The organism is Dermatophilaceae bacterium Sec6.4, assembly GCA_039636865.1.
Classification (GTDB): domain Bacteria; phylum Actinomycetota; class Actinomycetes; order Actinomycetales; family Dermatophilaceae; genus Allobranchiibius.
Genome location: CP144172.1, coordinates 2,563,079 through 2,580,508 on the forward strand (window position 1 = coordinate 2,563,079; position 17,430 = coordinate 2,580,508).

The 17,430-nt window shown below is 66.1% G+C and carries 13 protein-coding genes; 3 read left to right on the forward strand and 10 right to left on the reverse strand.

What is annotated here, in order from left to right:
• Positions 1-3 precede the first annotated feature (3 nt).
• Genes V3G39_12230 through betA form a run of 4 tightly spaced genes read right to left on the reverse strand, consistent with a single transcriptional unit; the run spans position 4 to position 4,454 of the window.
• Positions 4-1,167 (reverse strand): aromatic ring-hydroxylating dioxygenase subunit alpha, encoded by a 1,164-nt coding sequence (locus tag V3G39_12230; GenBank protein ID XAS75427.1) that lies wholly within the window; start codon positions 1,165-1,167, stop codon positions 4-6.
• Between the two features lie 58 nt (positions 1,168-1,225).
• The gene (locus V3G39_12235) at positions 1,226-2,401 is read right to left on the reverse strand and encodes an FAD-dependent oxidoreductase (protein ID XAS75428.1); all 1,176 of its coding nucleotides are present in this window, start codon (positions 2,399-2,401) and stop codon (positions 1,226-1,228) included.
• A complete protein-coding gene (locus V3G39_12240) occupies positions 2,398-2,745 on the reverse strand; it encodes a bifunctional 3-phenylpropionate/cinnamic acid dioxygenase ferredoxin subunit (GenBank protein ID XAS75429.1) in 348 nt (115 codons plus the stop codon). Before V3G39_12240 ends, V3G39_12235 begins: the two co-directional genes overlap by 4 nt.
• A 5-nt stretch (positions 2,746-2,750) precedes the next feature.
• Positions 2,751-4,454, reverse strand: a complete 1,704-nt coding sequence (gene betA / locus V3G39_12245; protein ID XAS75430.1) for a choline dehydrogenase — start codon at positions 4,452-4,454, stop codon at positions 2,751-2,753.
• Positions 4,455-4,597: 143 nt separating this feature from the next.
• Here betA and V3G39_12250 point away from each other — a divergent pair, with 143 nt between their 5' ends.
• Positions 4,598-5,404 carry an IclR family transcriptional regulator gene (locus V3G39_12250; protein ID XAS75431.1) on the forward strand — a complete coding sequence of 269 codons (807 nt, stop codon included), beginning with the start codon at positions 4,598-4,600 and terminating at the stop codon, positions 5,402-5,404.
• On the opposite strand, the gene V3G39_12255 is transcribed toward V3G39_12250, so the two are convergent.
• Genes V3G39_12255 through V3G39_12275 form a run of 5 tightly spaced genes read right to left on the reverse strand, consistent with a single transcriptional unit; the run spans position 5,401 to position 13,503 of the window.
• Positions 5,401-7,836, reverse strand: a complete 2,436-nt coding sequence (locus V3G39_12255) for an FAD-dependent oxidoreductase (protein ID XAS75432.1) — start codon at positions 7,834-7,836, stop codon at positions 5,401-5,403. The genes V3G39_12250 and V3G39_12255 overlap by 4 nt on opposite strands.
• A gap of 31 nt (positions 7,837-7,867) precedes the next feature.
• The gene (locus V3G39_12260; protein XAS75433.1) at positions 7,868-8,872 is read right to left on the reverse strand and encodes an ABC transporter substrate-binding protein; all 1,005 of its coding nucleotides are present in this window, start codon (positions 8,870-8,872) and stop codon (positions 7,868-7,870) included.
• Between the two features lie 53 nt (positions 8,873-8,925).
• Positions 8,926-10,905: an ABC transporter permease subunit gene (locus V3G39_12265; GenBank protein XAS75434.1), complete on the reverse strand. Its 1,980-nt coding sequence runs from the start codon at positions 10,903-10,905 to the stop codon at positions 8,926-8,928.
• Entirely contained in the window at positions 10,902-11,996 is a 1,095-nt protein-coding gene (locus V3G39_12270) for a glycine betaine/L-proline ABC transporter ATP-binding protein (GenBank protein XAS75435.1), read from the reverse strand. Before V3G39_12270 ends, V3G39_12265 begins: the two co-directional genes overlap by 4 nt.
• A 28-nt stretch (positions 11,997-12,024) precedes the next feature.
• Entirely contained in the window at positions 12,025-13,503 is a 1,479-nt protein-coding gene (locus V3G39_12275) for an aldehyde dehydrogenase family protein (protein ID XAS75436.1), read from the reverse strand.
• A 206-nt stretch (positions 13,504-13,709) separates the two neighbouring features.
• On the opposite strand from V3G39_12275, the gene V3G39_12280 reads away from it, so the two are divergent.
• On the forward strand, positions 13,710-14,252 hold the full coding sequence (locus V3G39_12280) for a GNAT family N-acetyltransferase (GenBank protein XAS75437.1): 543 nt from the start codon (positions 13,710-13,712) through the stop codon (positions 14,250-14,252).
• A 13-nt stretch (positions 14,253-14,265) separates the two neighbouring features.
• Here the strand turns inward: V3G39_12280 and polA are convergent, their stop codons facing one another.
• Positions 14,266-16,947 carry a DNA polymerase I gene (polA, locus tag V3G39_12285; GenBank protein XAS75438.1) on the reverse strand — a complete coding sequence of 894 codons (2,682 nt, stop codon included), beginning with the start codon at positions 16,945-16,947 and terminating at the stop codon, positions 14,266-14,268.
• Positions 16,948-17,026: 79 nt separating this feature from the next.
• Between polA and V3G39_12290 the strand changes: the two genes are divergently transcribed.
• The gene (locus V3G39_12290) at positions 17,027-17,410 is read left to right on the forward strand and encodes a PaaI family thioesterase (protein XAS78231.1); all 384 of its coding nucleotides are present in this window, start codon (positions 17,027-17,029) and stop codon (positions 17,408-17,410) included.
• The last annotated feature ends 20 nt before the right edge of the window (positions 17,411-17,430 follow it).

Consider the following 17,430-nt stretch of genomic DNA (forward strand, 5'->3'; position numbering starts at 1 on the left):
CTGTCAGGCCGGGTCGGTGACACGCGACTGCACCCAGTCGTGGAATGCCGCGATGTGATGCTCGCTGGGTACGAGAACGCCACCGTTCGCGTACATCCGCGAACTCATCGCCGGCTGGCACCGTTCGCAGGCGTCGAAGTCCTGCCTGTTGACGCGGTCGAACAACTCCACGGACGCGTCCAGGTCCTTTCCACTTTCGACGACGCCCGGCAGGTAGAGCCAGTCACACTCCACGATGGTGCGATCGGGCGCCATCGGGAACATCCGGTGCACGATCACGTGGTCGGGCACCAGGTTGATGAAGACCTGCGGACGCACCGTGATGGCGTAGTAGCGCCGATCCTGCTCCTGACTCACCCCCGGTATCCGGTCCAGGCCCTGCGAACCGTCCACCGTGAATCCCTGGATCTGCTCGCCGAACTGCGCGCCGTGTCCGACGAAATACTGCGCGGCGTATCCGTCGGCGAACTCCGGCAGTACCTCGGTCAGCTCAGGGTGGATCGTCGCGCAGTGATAGCACTCCATGAAGTTCTCGATGATCAGTTTCCAGTTGGCCCGCACGTCGTAGACGATCCTGCGTCCCAGCGCGAGATTCTCGATGTCGTAGCGCTCGATCGACTCCAGGTCGCCCAGCCGGTCGACCACCTCCTGCTGCACCGAGGCGGTGAAGTCAGGCGCCTGGTCCGCCAGACACACCCACACGTACCCCAGCCACTCCCGGACGTGAATAGCGCGCAACCCGTAGTCGACCCGGTCTATGTCGGGCATCTTGGTCAGGTTCGGCGCCGCGATCAGCTTGCCGTCCAGGTCATAGGTCCAGGCGTGGTACGGGCATTGGAACGCGCGTTGGACCTGTCCTGACTCGTGCACACACAACCGGGCGCCGCGGTGTCGGCAGATGTTGAAGTAGGCCCGCGCCTGCCCTGTGCGGTTACGGGTCAGCAGAATGCTCTCGCGACCGATCTGCACCGTCCGGAAAGAACCCGGTGCAGGCAGGTCTGCGCTGCTGACCGCGCAGCACCACAGTTGCTCGAAAATGCGCTCCTGCTCGCGAGCGAAGTACGTGGGATCCACATAGGTATGACCGGGCAGCGTGGAGATCAGGCTGGCGCCGGCCCGGCTGCTGGGCTCGCTCGCTGACGGGGTGGACTGCACGGTGTCGGTCACGTCACTCCTTCGATCAACAGTGTTTTCAACGGAACTGAGCGGTAGTCGGGTAGGAGCGTCATCCGGCCGGCACCGCCGGCCGGTAACCCGACAGCGAACGCCGCCAACGCCCGAACAGCTGCACCTGATCGATCCCGACGACACCGATCGGCTCTCCCGCACGTCGGTAGACCGCCAGAAAGCTGCCCGAATCCAGGTCGCCGGCCTCGACACTCACCTCGTCGTGACCATCGATGGTGCCTGCGAACTGAATGCGCGACCCGTACTGGTCCGACCAGAAATACACGGGTTTCACCTTCCCGATGGCGCCGCCGTGCAGGAGCTGCTGACTGATCAACGCGGGGCGCTCGTGAGCTCCCGTCCAGTGTTCGACGCGTCGATGTCTGCCGACCTGCTCATCGAACCAGGTCGCGCAGTCACCGACGGCGTAGACGCCGTCGATGCCGGTGAAGCCCGCGGCGTCGCACCGCACGCCGCCCCGTAGATCCAGGCCCGTCGACCCGAGCCACTCGACGTTGGGTACGGCGCCCACCCCCACCACCACGACGTCAGCCGTCAGCACCTCACCGTCGGCCAGCTGCACCTGTCGCACCCGGGTCTCACCGGTCATCCCGACCGGCGCCGCACCGGTGAGAAGTCGGACGCCCGCGCGTTCATGGACACGAGCGACCACGGCACCTAGAAATACGCCGAGCGGACCCGCCAAGGGCGTGGGCGCAGCCTCCACCACCGTCACCTGCAGTCCGAGTTCGTGCGCAGACGACGCGATTTCCGAACCGATGAAACCGGCTCCGATGACCACGAGGCGACGGCTGATCTGCAGGTCGGCCGACAGTGCAAAGGCGTCATCGAGAGTGCGCAGGGTGTGAATGCCCGCCAGCCCCGGACCACATGGCAGGGTGCGGGCCCGGGCACCCGTCGCGAGCACCACGGCGTCGCCGAACACCTGCCGACCGTCGGCGAGCGTGACGGTGCGGTCAGCAGCGAGATCGACGGCGGCATCGCCCAGCAGGTACTGCAAACCGAGCGACTCGGTTTCATCCTCCAGGGCGAGATCAGCCACGCCCATCGTCCCGGCCAGAAATTGCTTCGACAGCGGTGGCCGGTCGTAGGGCGCGTGCCGTTCGTCTCCGATCAGCGTGATGTCCCCGTCGAAGCCCTCCGCCCGCAAGGCGCGGGCGGTGCTCAGACCGGCCAGGGAGGCACCGACGATCGTCACTCGATGCGGTGTCATACCGATCCGAGGCTCAATCCGGGTGGCAGGTTCGGCTGCTGGGTGGATAGTTCGACCTGAATCTCACCATCGACGACGACAACCCGATGCGCCCGTACCGGGCGCTTGGCCGGCGGCGCATCGACGGCGCCGGTGCGCAGGTCGAAGCGCGATGCATGCAGCGGGCATTCCACCTCGCAGCCCTCTACCCACCCGTCGGCCAATGACGCGTCCTGGTGGGTGCACGTGTCGTCGATTGCAAACAAGTCGCCGTCTTCGGTGTGAAAGACAGCTATCGGCGGATCTGCCGCCACCCGCAGCGCATCGCCGGGCGCCAGCGCAGCCAATGGGCACACTCTCAGCATGGGGTTCACCTCGGGACGGATTGCAGGGACGGCGGTTCCAGCGGCATGCCGGTTCCAGCGCGGTAGAACGTCGTGTCCTGCGCCGCCAGGGGCGTCCGTCCGCGCAACAGGTCGGCGGCCTTCTCGGCGAGCATCACCACGGGTGCGTAGATGTTGCCGTTCGTCACGAAGGGCATGACCGAGGCATCGGCGACGTAGAGGCCCTGCAGCCCGTGCACCGCCATGGTGGCCGGATCGACCACGGCCATGTCGTCGGTACCCATTCGCAGCGAGCAGGAGGGGTGCAGCGCGGTCTCGGCATCCTTGGCCACCCAGTCCAGGATCTGCTCATCGGAAGTGACCTGCGGTCCGGGCGAGATCTCCCCGGCGCTGAACGGCGCGAGCGCCGGCTGGGCCAGGATCCGGCGAGCTGTCCGGACGGCCTCCAGCCATTCGCGGCGGTCGTTCTCGGTGGACAGGTAGTTGAAGCGCAACGCCGGTTTCACCCGCGGATCACGACTGGTGATCTTCACCGAACCGATGGTGTCGGCGTACATCGGACCGACATGCACCTGGTAGCCCTCGCCGCCTTCAGGAGCCGACCCGTCGTAACGCACTGCGATCGGCAGGAAGTGGAACATCAGGTTGGGGTAGGCGACCTGGTCGTTGCTGCGCACGAAACCACCACCCTCGAAGTGGTTCGTAGCGCCTGGGCCCTTACGCGCGAACAGCCACTGCGCACCGATCCATGGCTTGTAGCGGTGTTTGAGGTAACGCTGCATCGTGACGGGCTGTTTGGCTGCATGCTGGATATAGACCTCCAGGTGGTCCTGCAGGTTCTCTCCCACACCGGGCAGGTGGTGCACTACCGGTATCCCGAGCGCGGCCAGCTCTGCGGAGTTACCGACCCCGGACAACTGCAGCAGCTGCGGGGAATTGATGGCACCGCCACACAGGATGACCCGCTGCGCGCGGGCCTGGATGCCCCGGTGCCGCCCCCGGTCGTAGGTCACCCCGACCGCGCGGGTGCCATCGAAGACGATCGCGGTGGCCAGGGCGCGGGTGCGCACCGTGAGGTTGGGTGCTCCCATCACCGGGTGCAGGTAGGCCCGAGCAGCCGACAGTCGGCGGCCACGGTGGATATTGCGATCGAACGGCGCGAAACCGTCCTGGCGATAGCCGTTGACGTCACCGGTCCTGGGGTAACCCGCCTGCTCGGCCGCCGCGAAGAAGGCCTCGAACAACGGATTCGTCGCCGGGCCACGCTCCAGAATCAGTGGACCGTCGTGCCCGTGGAAAGGGTCGTCAGGGGCCGCCGCGAGGCAATTTTCCATCTTGCGGAAGTAAGGCAGACAGTGCGCGTAGTCCCAATCCTGCATGCCCGGCACGGTCGCCCAACGCTCGTAGTCCATCGGATTTCCGCGCTGGAAGATCATGCCGTTGATGCTGCTGCTGCCGCCGAGTACTTTGCCGCGCGCGTGATAGATCCGCCGCCCACCCATCTTCGGCTCGGGTTCGGACTCGTATCGCCAGTCGTAGAACCTGCTGCCGATCGGGAACGGGAGGGCGGCCGGCATATGGATGAAGACATCCCACAGCGAATCCATCCGTCCCGCCTCGAGTACGAGGACCCGCCTGGAAGGGTCCTCACTCAGTCGCCGGGCCAGCACGCTACCGGCGGATCCACCACCCACGACGATGTCGTCGTACTGCTGTGTCCCGTTGTCCATCGATTCTCCACACATCACGAGGTCGAACCCGCCGTCACCGCCGTATCGAGAGTAGCAATGTAAGCGTCATATGCACCAGCTCTCACATAGTGCAACTTCGATCGCTTCATTCCTGCTGGTTTCAACGGATCTATAGTTGCGCCATGAGCGTCGAGGGGGCAGATCAGGGCGGTAAGGAGAGCCGCGGACTGGGCGGTGTGCAGTCGGTGGACCGGGCGATCACAGTGCTGGAGATCCTCGCTGCCCGCGGCAGTGCCGGAGTCAGCGAGGTAGCCGACGAGATCGGGGTGCACAAGTCGACGGCCTTCCGGCTGCTGGCCGCCCTGGAAGAGCACGATCTGGTCCGCCAGGGCGAAGACCGCGGTCACTACGAGCTGGGTTTCGGAATGCTGCGCCTGTCCAATTCCATCCCCGGCCGCCTGGATCTGGTCCGCCAGGCACGACCGGTCATGGACGCTCTGGCGCTCGAGCTGGACGAGACCATCAACGTTGCCGTGTTGCGTCAGGGGTACGTCGTCAATGTCGGGCAGTCGATCGGCCGGTCGGCGGTTGCTGCGCACAACTGGATCGGCGAACTCACGCCACCGCATGCCACCTCCAGCGGGAAGATCCTGCTCGCAAATCTGGACGCAGAACAACGTCGCATGATGACCCTGCAACTGGTCCGGTTCACCGACCGCACCATCACCACCCGCTCGGCGCTGGACAAGGAGCTGCTGACGGTCACCCAGTCGGGGTACGCCAGCACCGATGAGGAGCTGGAGGTCGGATTGAGGGCGATTGCGGCGCCGCTGCGCGACCACACCGGCGCGATCGTCGCGGCGCTGTCGGTGTCCGGGCCCGCATACCGCTTCGACGTCGACCGCACCACGCAGCTGGTGGCTGCGGTCTGCCGGGCGGCCGACCAGATCAGCAGCCGCCTGGGCTATTTCCCACCCGTGCCGCACTAGCCCCGCAGCCGCTCCATCCCCGGATCCACCAGCGGCTCCGCTGCCACCACCGCGTCCAGTCTGCGGTCGAAGTAGCCGATCTGCAGCCGCGTTCCCACCGTGGTCAGCGCATTCGGCAGCCAGGCGTACGCCACACCGGAGCCGATCGTGTGCCCGTACGCGGCACTCGTCACGTACCCGACACAGGTGTCACCGTCGTAGACCGGCTCCTTCCCCGAGGCGGTCTCGCCAGGTTCGCTGAGCACCAGACACGTGAGCTGCCGGTGCGAGCGGTCCTTGCGCGCCAGCAGAGCGTCCCTGCCGATGAAGTCGCGCTCGGAGCGCACGGCGAATCCGACACCGGCTGCATAGGGGTCGTGTTCAGCGGTCATGTCCGACCCGTAGGACCGGTACCCCTTCTCCAGGCGCAGGCTGGTGAATGCGCCTCGCCCGGCAGCGATGATCCCGTGCTCCTGGCCCGCCTCGAAGAGGATGTCCCAGAGCCGCTCGCCCTGATCCGCGGTGGTGTACAGCTCCCAACCCAGCTCACCGACATACGACAATCGGAGTGCGGTCACGGCGACCGGACCCACGTAGCAACTGACCCCCCGGAAGTATTTCAAACCGTCCGGGCCGAGATCGACGTCGGTCAACGGCTGCAGCACCTTGCGGGCATTCGGACCCCACAGCCCGATGCAACAGGTGCCCGCCGTGATGTCGCGCACCTGTGCGGATCCGTCGGGTAGCAGGTGACGCTGCATCCACGCCAGGTCCGCGTTCCCGTTCGCGCCCACCTGGTAGTGGTCGACCCCCAGCCGAGCGACGGTGATGTCACTGCGAATGCCGCCGTCGTGGTCCAGCATCAGGCAGTAGGTGACCGCGCCGACTGATTTCGCAACATTGGCCGTGACCAACCGCCCCAGGAACGCTGTCGCGCCCGGCCCGGTGACCTCAAGGCGCTTCAGCGCGGTCATGTCGTACATCGCGACCGTCCTGCGGGTGGCCTGCGCTTCGGCAGCCACGATCGGCGACCAGTACCGCGCGGCCCACTCCCCGAGATCGGGAATATCTGCGTCCTCGTCCAGGGCCTTGTTCGCTTCGTACCACTGCGGACGTTCCCATCCGGCCGCTTCCAGGAACTGTGCTCCCAGCTCCTGCTGCCGGCGGTAGAACGGGCTGACCCGTAACGGTCGTAGATCGCTCGGCGGCTGCAGGGGATGCAGGATGTCGTAGACCTCATCGAAGTTGCGGCAGTCGCGGGCCAGCACATAGTCCGGTGCGGTCTGATGCGGCTCGAAACGCGCCAGGTCGCACTCATGCAGGTCGAACGAGGTGCACACCCCATCGACCAGGAGCTCGGCCACGGCGCGACCGACCCCCGCCGAGTGGGTCACCCACACTGCCTCTGCGACCCAGAAACCGGCTACGTCCGGCGCCTGTCCGATCAGCGGCATGCCGTCGGTGGTGAAGGAGAACAGCCCGTTGAAGCCGGACTCGATGCTGGTTTCCCGCAGCGCCGGCAGCAGGGCCTGCGTCTGCTCCCAGGCCGGAGCGAAGTCCTCAGGGGTGAACTGCAGCACCGACGGCATCGGTGCATCCTTCGACCAGGACGCGATGTCGTTCGCGTCCAGCGGCATCGCCCGGTGTCCGTAGTAACCGACCCCGAACCGGTCGAACTTCTCCCGGTAGTACAGGTCCTGGCCCTGATGACGCAGGATCGGCAGGGTCGCCTCCTGGGTGCGGCCGGCGAGCGCGGGCACCGGTGCGGTCCAGGCCATCTGGTGCCCCAACGGGGTCAACGGCAGGCTCAGGCCGACCATCGCGGCCACTTTCGGACCCCAGATGCCGGCACAGCACACCACGATGTCGGCCGGGATCTCACCGTGATCGGTGAGCACCGCGCGCACAGCGCCCCCGGTGACCAACACCTCCTTCACCTCGTGCTGCCCGAGCAGCCGCGCGCCCGCGCCCGCGGCGCGGTCCAACTGCGCCTGCACGCCCTGCACCGCACGCGCCAGGCCGTCGGTGGGCACGAACAGCCCACCGAGCACCTGATCGCCATCGAGTAACGGATACCGCTGCAGAGTTGACTGCGCGTCCAGTACCTCCGCGTGCACACCCCAGGACGACAGCCATCCGTGGCGCCGGTGCAGCTCCTGCAGGCGCTCCGGCGTCGTGGCGACCTCCAGGCCACCGACCTGCAGGAAACACGACGCACCGTCGACCGTGAGACCGCGGTACTTCTCAACGGTGTAGCGGGCCAGGTCGGTCAGCAGCTTGGTCGGGCTGGCCTGGAACACCAGACCCGGTGCATGCGAGCTCGAACCACCCGTCGCCGGTAACTCGCCCTGATCGACGACGGTGACGTCGGTCCATCCCTTCAGGGTGAGCTCATCGGCGAGCGCTGCGCCGACGACGCCCGCGCCGATGATGACGACCGTGGGACCAGTCATGGCAACTCCGTGTGTGAGGTCGGGATTTCGGTCAGAATTTCTTGGCACCGGGGATACCGGCCAGCCAGGCATTCACCTTCGCGGGGTTGGCGGCGACCCACTTCTGCGCGGCCGCGGCAGGGGTCATCTTGTCCTCGGCGATGTAGCGCGCAATGACGTTCTGGTCGGCATTGGTCCACTTGAAGGCCTGCGCGAGCTTGAAGGCCGCCGGGTTGCCGGTCTCCAACCGGGTCGAGGCGATCTTGTTGAGCTTGTAATCGGGGTAGTCGCACTTGACGTCCTGAGCCTTGGCGTCGCAACCGGCCGTGTACGCGGGCAGAGTCACCTTCTTCAGTGCCACCTCCGACAGGAACCACTGCGGGCTGTAGAAGTACCCCAGCATGGGGGTCTTCTTGGCCTGAGCCTGGCGGAAGGAGGTGATCAGCGCCGCCTCGCTACCGGCGTAGACGACCTTGTAGTTCAGTTTGAGGTTCTTGACCAGGGCAGCATCGTTGGTCACGAATGCCGGGTCGCCGTCGAGCAGCTGGCCCTTGCCGCCCGATTCGGAGGTCTTGAACAAGCTCGCGTATTTGTTGAGGTTCTTCCAGTCGGTGATGCCCGGGTACTTCGCGACCATCCACGGCGGCACGTACCACCCGATCTGCCCCACGTTGCCGGTGGGCCCGAGGTCCTTGGCGACCTTCTGGTCGGTGATGTACTGCTTCACCAGATCTTCGTGCCCCCAGTTCTCCATGATGAGGTCGATCTGACCGGTGGAGAAGCCCTTCCAGGCAACCTGCTCCGCGAGCGGGATCTGCTTGACCTGGCAGCCCAACGCCTTGGTGGCGACCTCGGTGTACACGGCAGCATCCGCGGTGTAGCCGACCCAGTCGTTCATCGCCAGGTTGATGGCGCCGCAGGGCGCGCCCTTGGCAGCGGTCTTGGCGGAGCCTGATCCACCTGCTGCAGCGCCGACCTTGGCTCCGCCGCAGGCTGTCAGTCCAAGCGCCAGCACAGCGAAGGTCACTGCGCCGGAACGGATGTGATTGCGTTGCATGACAATCTCCTTTTTCGGGATAAGTGGAGCCAGAGCGAAAGTGCGCAGTCAGGTCAGGATGCCCTGCTGGGGTCGATACGGCGTGCTGCGCTCTGGGTGATGCGGTCCAGGAACACCCCGAGGAGCACGATCGCGAGTCCGGCCGCGAGACCCTTGCCGAAGATGGACTGCTGGACGAAACCGTTGTATACGTCGTATCCCAGGGCTCCGGCACCGACCATTCCGCCCACCACCACCATCGACAACACATAGATCAGCCCCTGGTTGGTCGCCAGCGCAAGAGACTTCGCCGCCATCGGCAGCTGTACCTGGCTGATCAGCTGCCAGGTGCTCGCCCCGGAGGATGTCGCCGCTTCGACGGTCTCGGCCGGAACCCCCTGAATACCGTCCGCCACCACCTTGACCGTGACGGGTATGGCGAAAGCCATCGCGGCGGCAATCGCGGTAAAGCGGGAGGCTCCGAACAACGCGAGGAAAGGTACGAGGTACACGAAGGCCGGCATGACCTGGAATCCGTCCAGGATGGGGCGGATGATCCGCTCGACCCGGCGATCGCGACCCATCCACACGCCGAGCACGATGCCGACGATCATGGTCAGGGCAGTGGCGACCAGGGTCATCGCCAATGTTGCCATCGCGTCCTGCCAGACACCCAGCATCACCACCAGCAGCAGACAGACAACGGTGGCGACCACAGCCCAGCGGCCGCCCATCAACGCCGCCGCGACGGCCATCACCCCGATCACCAACCAGAACGGTGACCCGGTGAGTAGCGACTGCAACGGGTTGAGGACCGCCACGGTCAGGCCGTCCCGGACACCGTTCGTGACTCCGGAAAAGGTCGTCTGCACCCAGTCGGACGCGCTCGATGCCCCGGTCACGATCTGCGGACCGATGTTGAGGGAGTCGGGGAAGACCGACGCCCAGACGAACGTGGCCGAGTCGTAGACCGCGATGCCCACCACAACCACCCCGGCGAGGACCGCCGCACGTCGGGTACGGGTGCCGAGCACCCGTTGGGGGCCGGACCGACTGGACCGTCTGCTGACCGCTGTCGTGGTGCGGTCCAACACGACGGCGAGGACGACGATCGCCAGGCCACCGTTGACGGCGTCTCCCACATTCAGTGTCTGCAACGCCCTGATCACCGTCTGACCCAGGCCTGGGGCGGAGATCAACGCCGCAATGGTCACCATCGACAGCGCCGCCATCATCGTCTGGTTGATCCCCAACACGATGGTGCGGGTCGACATCGGCAACAGCACCTTGCGCAAGGTCTGGTTGCGCGTGGAGCCCAGCGACTCAGCTGCCTCGACCGTCGTCAGCGACACCCCGCGGATACCGAGGTCGGTCAGTCGGATGACCGGCGGGATCGCGAAGATCAACGTGGCCACCGTCGCCGATGCCGGCCCGATCAGGAAGAGCAACGTCAACGGCGCCAGATAGACGAAGCTGGGCATCGTCTGCAGAAAGTCCAGCACCGGAAGCACGAGGCGACGCGGGGTGTCGTGCCGCCCGATCCAGATCCCGAGCGGGATTCCGATAACGACTGCTATGAGCACTGCCCCCAGTGTCAGCGCGAGGGTGTCCATGCTCTCCTGCCACAGACCCTGCAGCCCCAGGAAGAAGAAGCCAGCACCCGCGAACAACGCATACCGCCAGGTCGTGGCCAGCCAGGTGATGAACACGACCAGGGCGATGACACCCAGCCAGCCGATCAGCGGGGCCGGCCGGCCGAAGCCGGGTTGGGATATCAACGACTGGATGAACGTGACGAAGTTCGTGATGCCGATCTGGATGTAGTTGATCCCGTAGACGAAGATCGGGTTGCTGTTGCGGCCGCCCGCGATGTTGTCGTTGACGGTGTTCAGCCGATCGTGCAGCGGTGTCGTGGAAGCCGTCGCGAGGGGCAGCGTCTGCTGCCCGCGGAAAGCCAGGTACAGCACGATCCACGCCGCACCGAGCCCGATCCATGCCCACCGCGCGCGTAGCTTGGTGGTGAAAGCACCGAGCGGCACCGCGCCGGTGGTCATACCGGTTCCCGCGACAGCACCGTAGCCAGCTCCTCGCGCCCGACGTAGCCGATGACCCGATCACCGTCGACAACACGCAACCGTGCATCCGATTCCAGGATCTGACGTATTGCGTCCCGGATCACCGTTCGACTGGCAACCGTCGGACCGTCGGTGCGCTCGCCCGGCTGCTCAGGCGTCGCGATCCACCGCATCGTCAGGACGTCCTGACGAGCGACGTCCCGCACGAAATCCCGCACATAGTCGTCGGCGGGATTACCGACCAACTCATCGCCGGTTCCGAGTTGGATGGCCGCCCCGTCGCGCATGATGAGGATGCGGTCACCGAGCTTGAGGGCCTCGGACAGATCATGCGTCACGAAAACCATCGTCTTACCCATGTCGTGATGCAACCGGATGACCTCCGCCTGCATGTCGCGGCGGATCAGCGGGTCGAGTGCTGAGAAGGGCTCGTCGAACATCAGCAGTTCCGGGTCACCGGCCAGCGCACGTGCCAGACCCACCCGCTGTTGCATGCCGCCGGACAACTCGTGTGGGAAAGACTTCTCATAACCGGTCAGACCCACGAGGTCGATGACCTCCTGGGCCCGGGCCCAGCGGCTGGCCTTGTCGACTCCCCTGATCTCCAGTCCGTAGGCGACGTTCTCGGTGACGCTACGGTGCGGCAGCAGACCGAAGTGCTGGAAGACCATCGAGATCTTGGTACGACGGATCTCACGCAACGTCTTGTCGTTGGCGTCCAGCAGGTTCGAGCCGTCGAGGTCGATCTCGCCGCTGGTGGGTTCGATCAGCCGTGAAAGGCAACGGATCAGGGTCGACTTGCCGGAACCGGACAAGCCCATGATGACGAATACCTCGCCGCGTGGCACGTCGAAGGACACGTTACGAACTGCAGCCGTGCACCCCGTCTGGTCAATGAGCTCGCGGCGCGACAGCGCGCGTAGCTGCGCCGATGCGGGGACGTCGTCGGCCTTCCTGCCGAACACCTTCCACAGGTCGCGGACCCGCAGCAGCGGCTCCTGGACATCCGACACACCGGTCGGGCGACTGCGGGAGTCGGAGCGCACTGGTCCTGTCGTGGGTGCGGTCATGTGCATCTCACCTTCTAGGAGTTCCGTGTCAGGCTTCGGCGTTGCCGAACCAACGCGGCGGTGCGGGTTCGATGTTGTGCCAGATGTGCTTGGTCTCGCGGTACTCCTCCAGACCCGCCTTACCGAGTTCGCGCCCGACCCCGCTGCGTTTGAACCCGCCCCATTCGGCTTGCGGTACGTAGGGGTGGAAGTCGTTGATCCACACCGTGCCATGCCGCAGCGCTCGCGCAACCCGTTGTCCACAACCCGGGTCACCGGTGAAGACGCCGCCGGCGAGTCCGTAGATCGTGTCGTTCGCGATCGCGACGGCATGCGCCTCGTCGCTGAATCGTTCCACGGTGAGCACCGGACCGAACGATTCTTCCTGCACGATCTGCATCGAGCTGTGGCAGTCGTCGAAGATCGTGGGCAGGTAGAAGAACCCGCCCTGCAACGCGTCGTCGGCCGGGCGGGCGCCGCCGCAGCGGAGCACGGCCCCCTCGGCGATACCTGCCGCAACATAGGACTCGACCTTCTCCCGGTGCGCCGCAGAAACAAGGGTGCCGGTTTCGGCAGCCTCGTCAAAGGGACCCCCGAGGCGGATCCGGCCGGCCCGCGCGACCAGTTCATCGACGAACTCGTCGTGAATGCTGTCCTGCACGATCAGCCGCGAACCGGCCGAGCAGACCTGCCCGGAGTGCAGGAAGATCGCCGTCAGCGCATGGTCCAACGCGGTTTCGCGGTCTGCGTCGGCGAATACGATGTTCGGATTCTTGCCGCCCAGCTCCAGAGCGACCTTCTTGATCGTCGAAGCCGCCGACGCCATGACGGCCCGACCGGTGGCCAGGCCTCCGGTGAAGGAGATCAGATCCACGTCCGGATGGCTCGCCAACACGGCTCCGGTATCGGGACCAGCCCCCAGGACCAGGTTTCCCACACCGGCCGGCAGACCGGCGTCGGTCAGGGCCTGCAGGAACAGGATGGCGGTTGACGGGGTGAGCTCACTGGGCTTGACGATGAACGTGTTGCCCGCGAGCAACGCCGGTGCGATCTTCCAGATCGCCTGCAGGAGGGGGTAGTTCCACGGAGTGATCAGGGCACATACGCCGACCGGTTCATACTCGATACGGCTGACGATGTCGCGCCGACCGGTGTCCACGACACGTCCGGCCGATGCACCGGCCATGCTCGCGTAGTGGCGTAGACAGGCGATCACGTCCTCCATGTCGTATTCGGCCTCGACCAGACGCTTGCCGGTATCCAGCGCCTCCGCACGCGCAAAGTCATTCTTGCGATCCGCCAGGAGTTCAGCTGTCCGGCGCAGCAAGTCGCCGCGATCCCTCTCGGGTAATTGCGGCCACGGGCCGGAGTCGAACGCGCGTCGGGCAGCGGCGATGGCCTGTTCGCAGTCTTCGCGGCCCGCCTCGCTGACCGTCGCGACCAGCGAACCGTCGGCCGGACAATGGATCTCGCGGACAGCACCGGAGGCCGCGCTGCGCCATTCTCCGTCGATGAACAGATCGTGCATCCGACACCTCCCCGATTCTGTTCGTGTCTGTTGCTCATGTTGCCGCATGTTGTGCATTACGCACCACCTTTTCCACACAGCTGCCGCTGAGGTTACCGCGCCGGACGAAGCCGCGGGCCGCAAATTTGCCGCCACCGACCCCGCAAGCACCCTTCGCCCAGGCATCCGGTGAGGCGCCTTTCGGACCGGCAGGACATCATGTCCGGATGGATTCGCCGGAGCAGCCCACGATCGTGATCCGCCCACGACACCCGGATGATCTACCGGAGCTGACCCGCATCCTGGCCGCCCAGCAACCCCAGTCCCGCTACCCGTTTCGCTGGCCCATGCCGTTCCCGGTGGAGCAGTTCATCGCCCGCACGACCGAGGAAATGGCCTGGGTTGCGACCCGGAGTGACCGCGTCGTCGGCCATGTGTCGGTGACCACCCTCGAAGAGGATGAGATGGGCCGCTCCTGGTCAGCGGGCACCGGCCGCGCCGCCCGCGAACTGGGCTGCGTTTCAGTGCTCTTCGTGGACCACACGCTGAGAGGGTCCGGCATCGGCGGGGCGCTGATGGACACCGCCGAAGCCTGGATCTTCGGTCGCGGCGACAGCGCGGTACTGGACGTGGTGCAACGGCACAGCAACGCGCTCGCGGTCTACCGCCACCGAGGGTGGCGCGAGATCGGAACCGCCAGGCCGCCATGGCTGCCCGATGAGGAACCACCGGTCATCCTGATGGCCAAGGATGCGCCGACGGCCCATTGAAAAGAGTCGTGGATCAGTGAGCAGCGTCGTGCCAGGATCGGCCGACGCCCACGCTGACGTCCAACGGCACGGTGAGATCGATCGCGGCGCCCATCTCCTGACGCACCAACGCCTCCAGCTCGACGCGTTCGCCCGCGGCCACTTCCAGCACCAGCTCGTCGTGCACCTGCAGCAGCATCCGAGACTGCGAGCCGGACTCCCGTAACGCTGCATCGACGCGCAACATCGCCAATTTGATGATGTCGGCCGCCGATCCCTGGATGGGGGCGTTCAACGCCATCCGCTCGGCCATGTCGCGACGCTGACGGTTGGTCGACGTCAGGTCAGGTAGATACCGACGGCGCCCGAGCATCGTCTCGGTGTACCCCGTCAGGCTGGCCTGCGCGACGATCTCGCGTAGGTAGTCACGCACGCCGCCGAACCGGGCGAAGTACTCATCCATCAGGCCCTTGGCCTCATCGGTGCCGATCGCCAGCTGCTTGGACAGGCCGAACGCAGACAGCCCGTAGGCCAGGCCGTACGACATCGCCTTGACCTTCGCGCGCATCGCGTTCGTGACGTCCTGCGGGTCCACGTGGAAAACCCTGGACCCGACGAAGCGGTGTAGATCCTCACCGGTGCGGAATGCCTCGATCAGGCCCTCATCGCCGGACAGGTGCGCCATGATCCGCATCTCGATCTGGCTGTAGTCAGCCGACAGCAGCGTCTCGTAGCCCGCGCCGACGACGAAGACCTCGCGGATACGTCGGCCCGCTTCGGTGCGAATGGGGATGTTCTGCAGGTTCGGGTCGGTGGAGGACAGCCGCCCGGTCGCGGCGATCGTCTGCTGATAGGTGGTGTGGATGCGACCGTCGTCGGCCACCGACTTCATCAGACCTTCGACGGTGACCCGCAGCCGCGAACTGTCCCGGTGTCGCAACAGCGCTTCCAGGAACGGGTGCTCGGTTTTTGCGTACAGGTCGGTCAGCGCGTCGGCGTCGGTGGTGTACCCGGTCTTGGTGCGCTTCGTCTTCGGCATACCCAGGGTCTCGAACAAGACGACCTGCAGCTGCTTGGGCGATCCCAGATTGATCTGTTCCCCGTCGATCGCCTCGTAGGCATCGGCGGCGGCAGCGGACACCCCGTCGCCGTAGTCACCCTCCAGAACCTCCATCGCGTCCACGTCGACTCCGATTCCGGCGCGCTCCATGGCGGCGAGCACCTGCACGAGCGGCAGCTCCAGATCGCGCAGCAGCGCGCCCTCGCCGATCTTCTCCAGCTCTTCATCCAGTGCCGTGGACAGGTCGAGCACGGCCCGGGCAGCCGACATGGCCTCATCGCTGCGCTGGTCGCCGACACCGAGGTCGAGCACCCCCTGAGCGGCGTTGGCCGGGGTGCCGGTCAGCTCGCGCTTGAGGTGGCGCAGCACGAGATCGGTCAGGTCGTAGGAGCGCTGGTCCGGCCGCACGAGGTAGGCGGCCAGCGCGGTGTCACTACTGATCCCCCGCAGCGGCAGACCGCGGGCCTGCAGCGCCTGCATCGGCCCTTTCGCGTCATGCAGGACTTTCGGCCGTTCGGCGTCGGCCAGCCAGGCGGCCAGTGCGGACTCCCCGTCGGGTGCGAGCGTTTCCAGGTCGATGTAGGCGGCGTCGTTGCGTCCGGCGGGAGCAATCGCGAGGCCCTGCATATCTCCGGTCCCGCGGGCCCAGCTGCCGAGCACGTGTACCCCGCAGCGCACCCCGGGACCGGCCGTCTCGGTCAACCATCCGGGCACCTCACCGCTGTCGAGGACAACGCCGTCGACCTCGACGCCCGCGCCGGGAGTGGCTTCGTCCGCCACTGACTCCAAGGTCGCGAACAGCCGATCGCGCAGCACCCGGAACTCCAGACCGTCGAAAACGGTGTGCACCTCCTCCCGATCCCACCCCTGCCGCTCCAACGCGTCCACCTCGAGGGGCAACTCCAGGTCGCCCAGCAACTGGTTCAGGTGCCGGTTGCGAAGGACGCCGTCCAGATGTTCGCGCAGCGACTCCCCCGCCTTGCCCTTGATCTCGCCGACGTGATCGACGACCCCGGTCAGGTCGCCGTACTGGTTGATCCACTTGGCGGCCGTCTTCGGGCCGACACCGGGCACGCCCGGCAGATTGTCCGACGTCTCGCCGACCATCGCCGCGAGATCGCTGTAACGCTGCGGGGGGACGCCGTACTTCTCCTGCACCGCGGCGGGTGTCATCCGCGCCAGGTCGGACACGCCTTTGCGGGGATAGAGCAATGTGACCCGCTCATCGATCAGCTGAATCGCGTCGCGGTCACCGGAGCAGATCAGCACCTCGTCGAAGTCTGCGGCCCGGGCCTGGGCGGTCAAGGTGGCAATGATGTCGTCAGCTTCGTAACCGGGCATCTCGACGTAGGAGATGCGCAGCGCATCCAGGACCTCCCGGACCAGCGAGACCTGACCCTTGAACTCATCCGGAGATGCGGACCGGGTTGCCTTGTACCCCGCGTACTCCTCCCTGCGGAAGGTCTGCCGGGAGACATCGAAGGCAACCCCGACGTGCGTCGGCGCCTCGTCGCGCAGCACGTTGATCAGCATCGAGGTGAAGCCGTACACGGCATTTGTCGGTTGCCCGGTCGTCGTGGAGAAGTTCTCCACGGGCAGCGCGAAGAACGCCCGGTAGGCCAGAGAATGCCCGTCCAACAACAGCAGCCGTTTCACGCATGGCAGCCTAAGCCCCATGACCGACACCACGCCCAACGGCGATCTGAACGCCGCCCTGCTCGCACAGTTCAACGGAATGAATGCCGGCGCTCTCGGTGAGCGCATGGGTATCGAATTCCTGGAGGTCTCACCCAACCGTGTCGTCGCGCGGATGCCCGTCGCCGGCAATACCCAGCCCTACGGCCTGCTGCACGGCGGAGCAAGCGTGGTGTTGGCCGAGACGGTCGGTTCAGTGGGGGCGGCGCTGCACGCCGGAGACACGGGGATAGCGGTCGGGATCGACATCAGTGCTACCCATCACCGCGCCGCCCGCGAGGGCTACGTCACGGCGACCGCTACCGCGCTGTCGCTCGGTCGCACGCTGGCGTCCTACGACGTGGCGATCCTCGACGACGACGGACGTCGGGTGTGCACCTCGCGCATCACCTGCATGGTGCGTCAGACCGCACCGGGCGCCTGAGGGTCAGGCGCGCGCGTCCG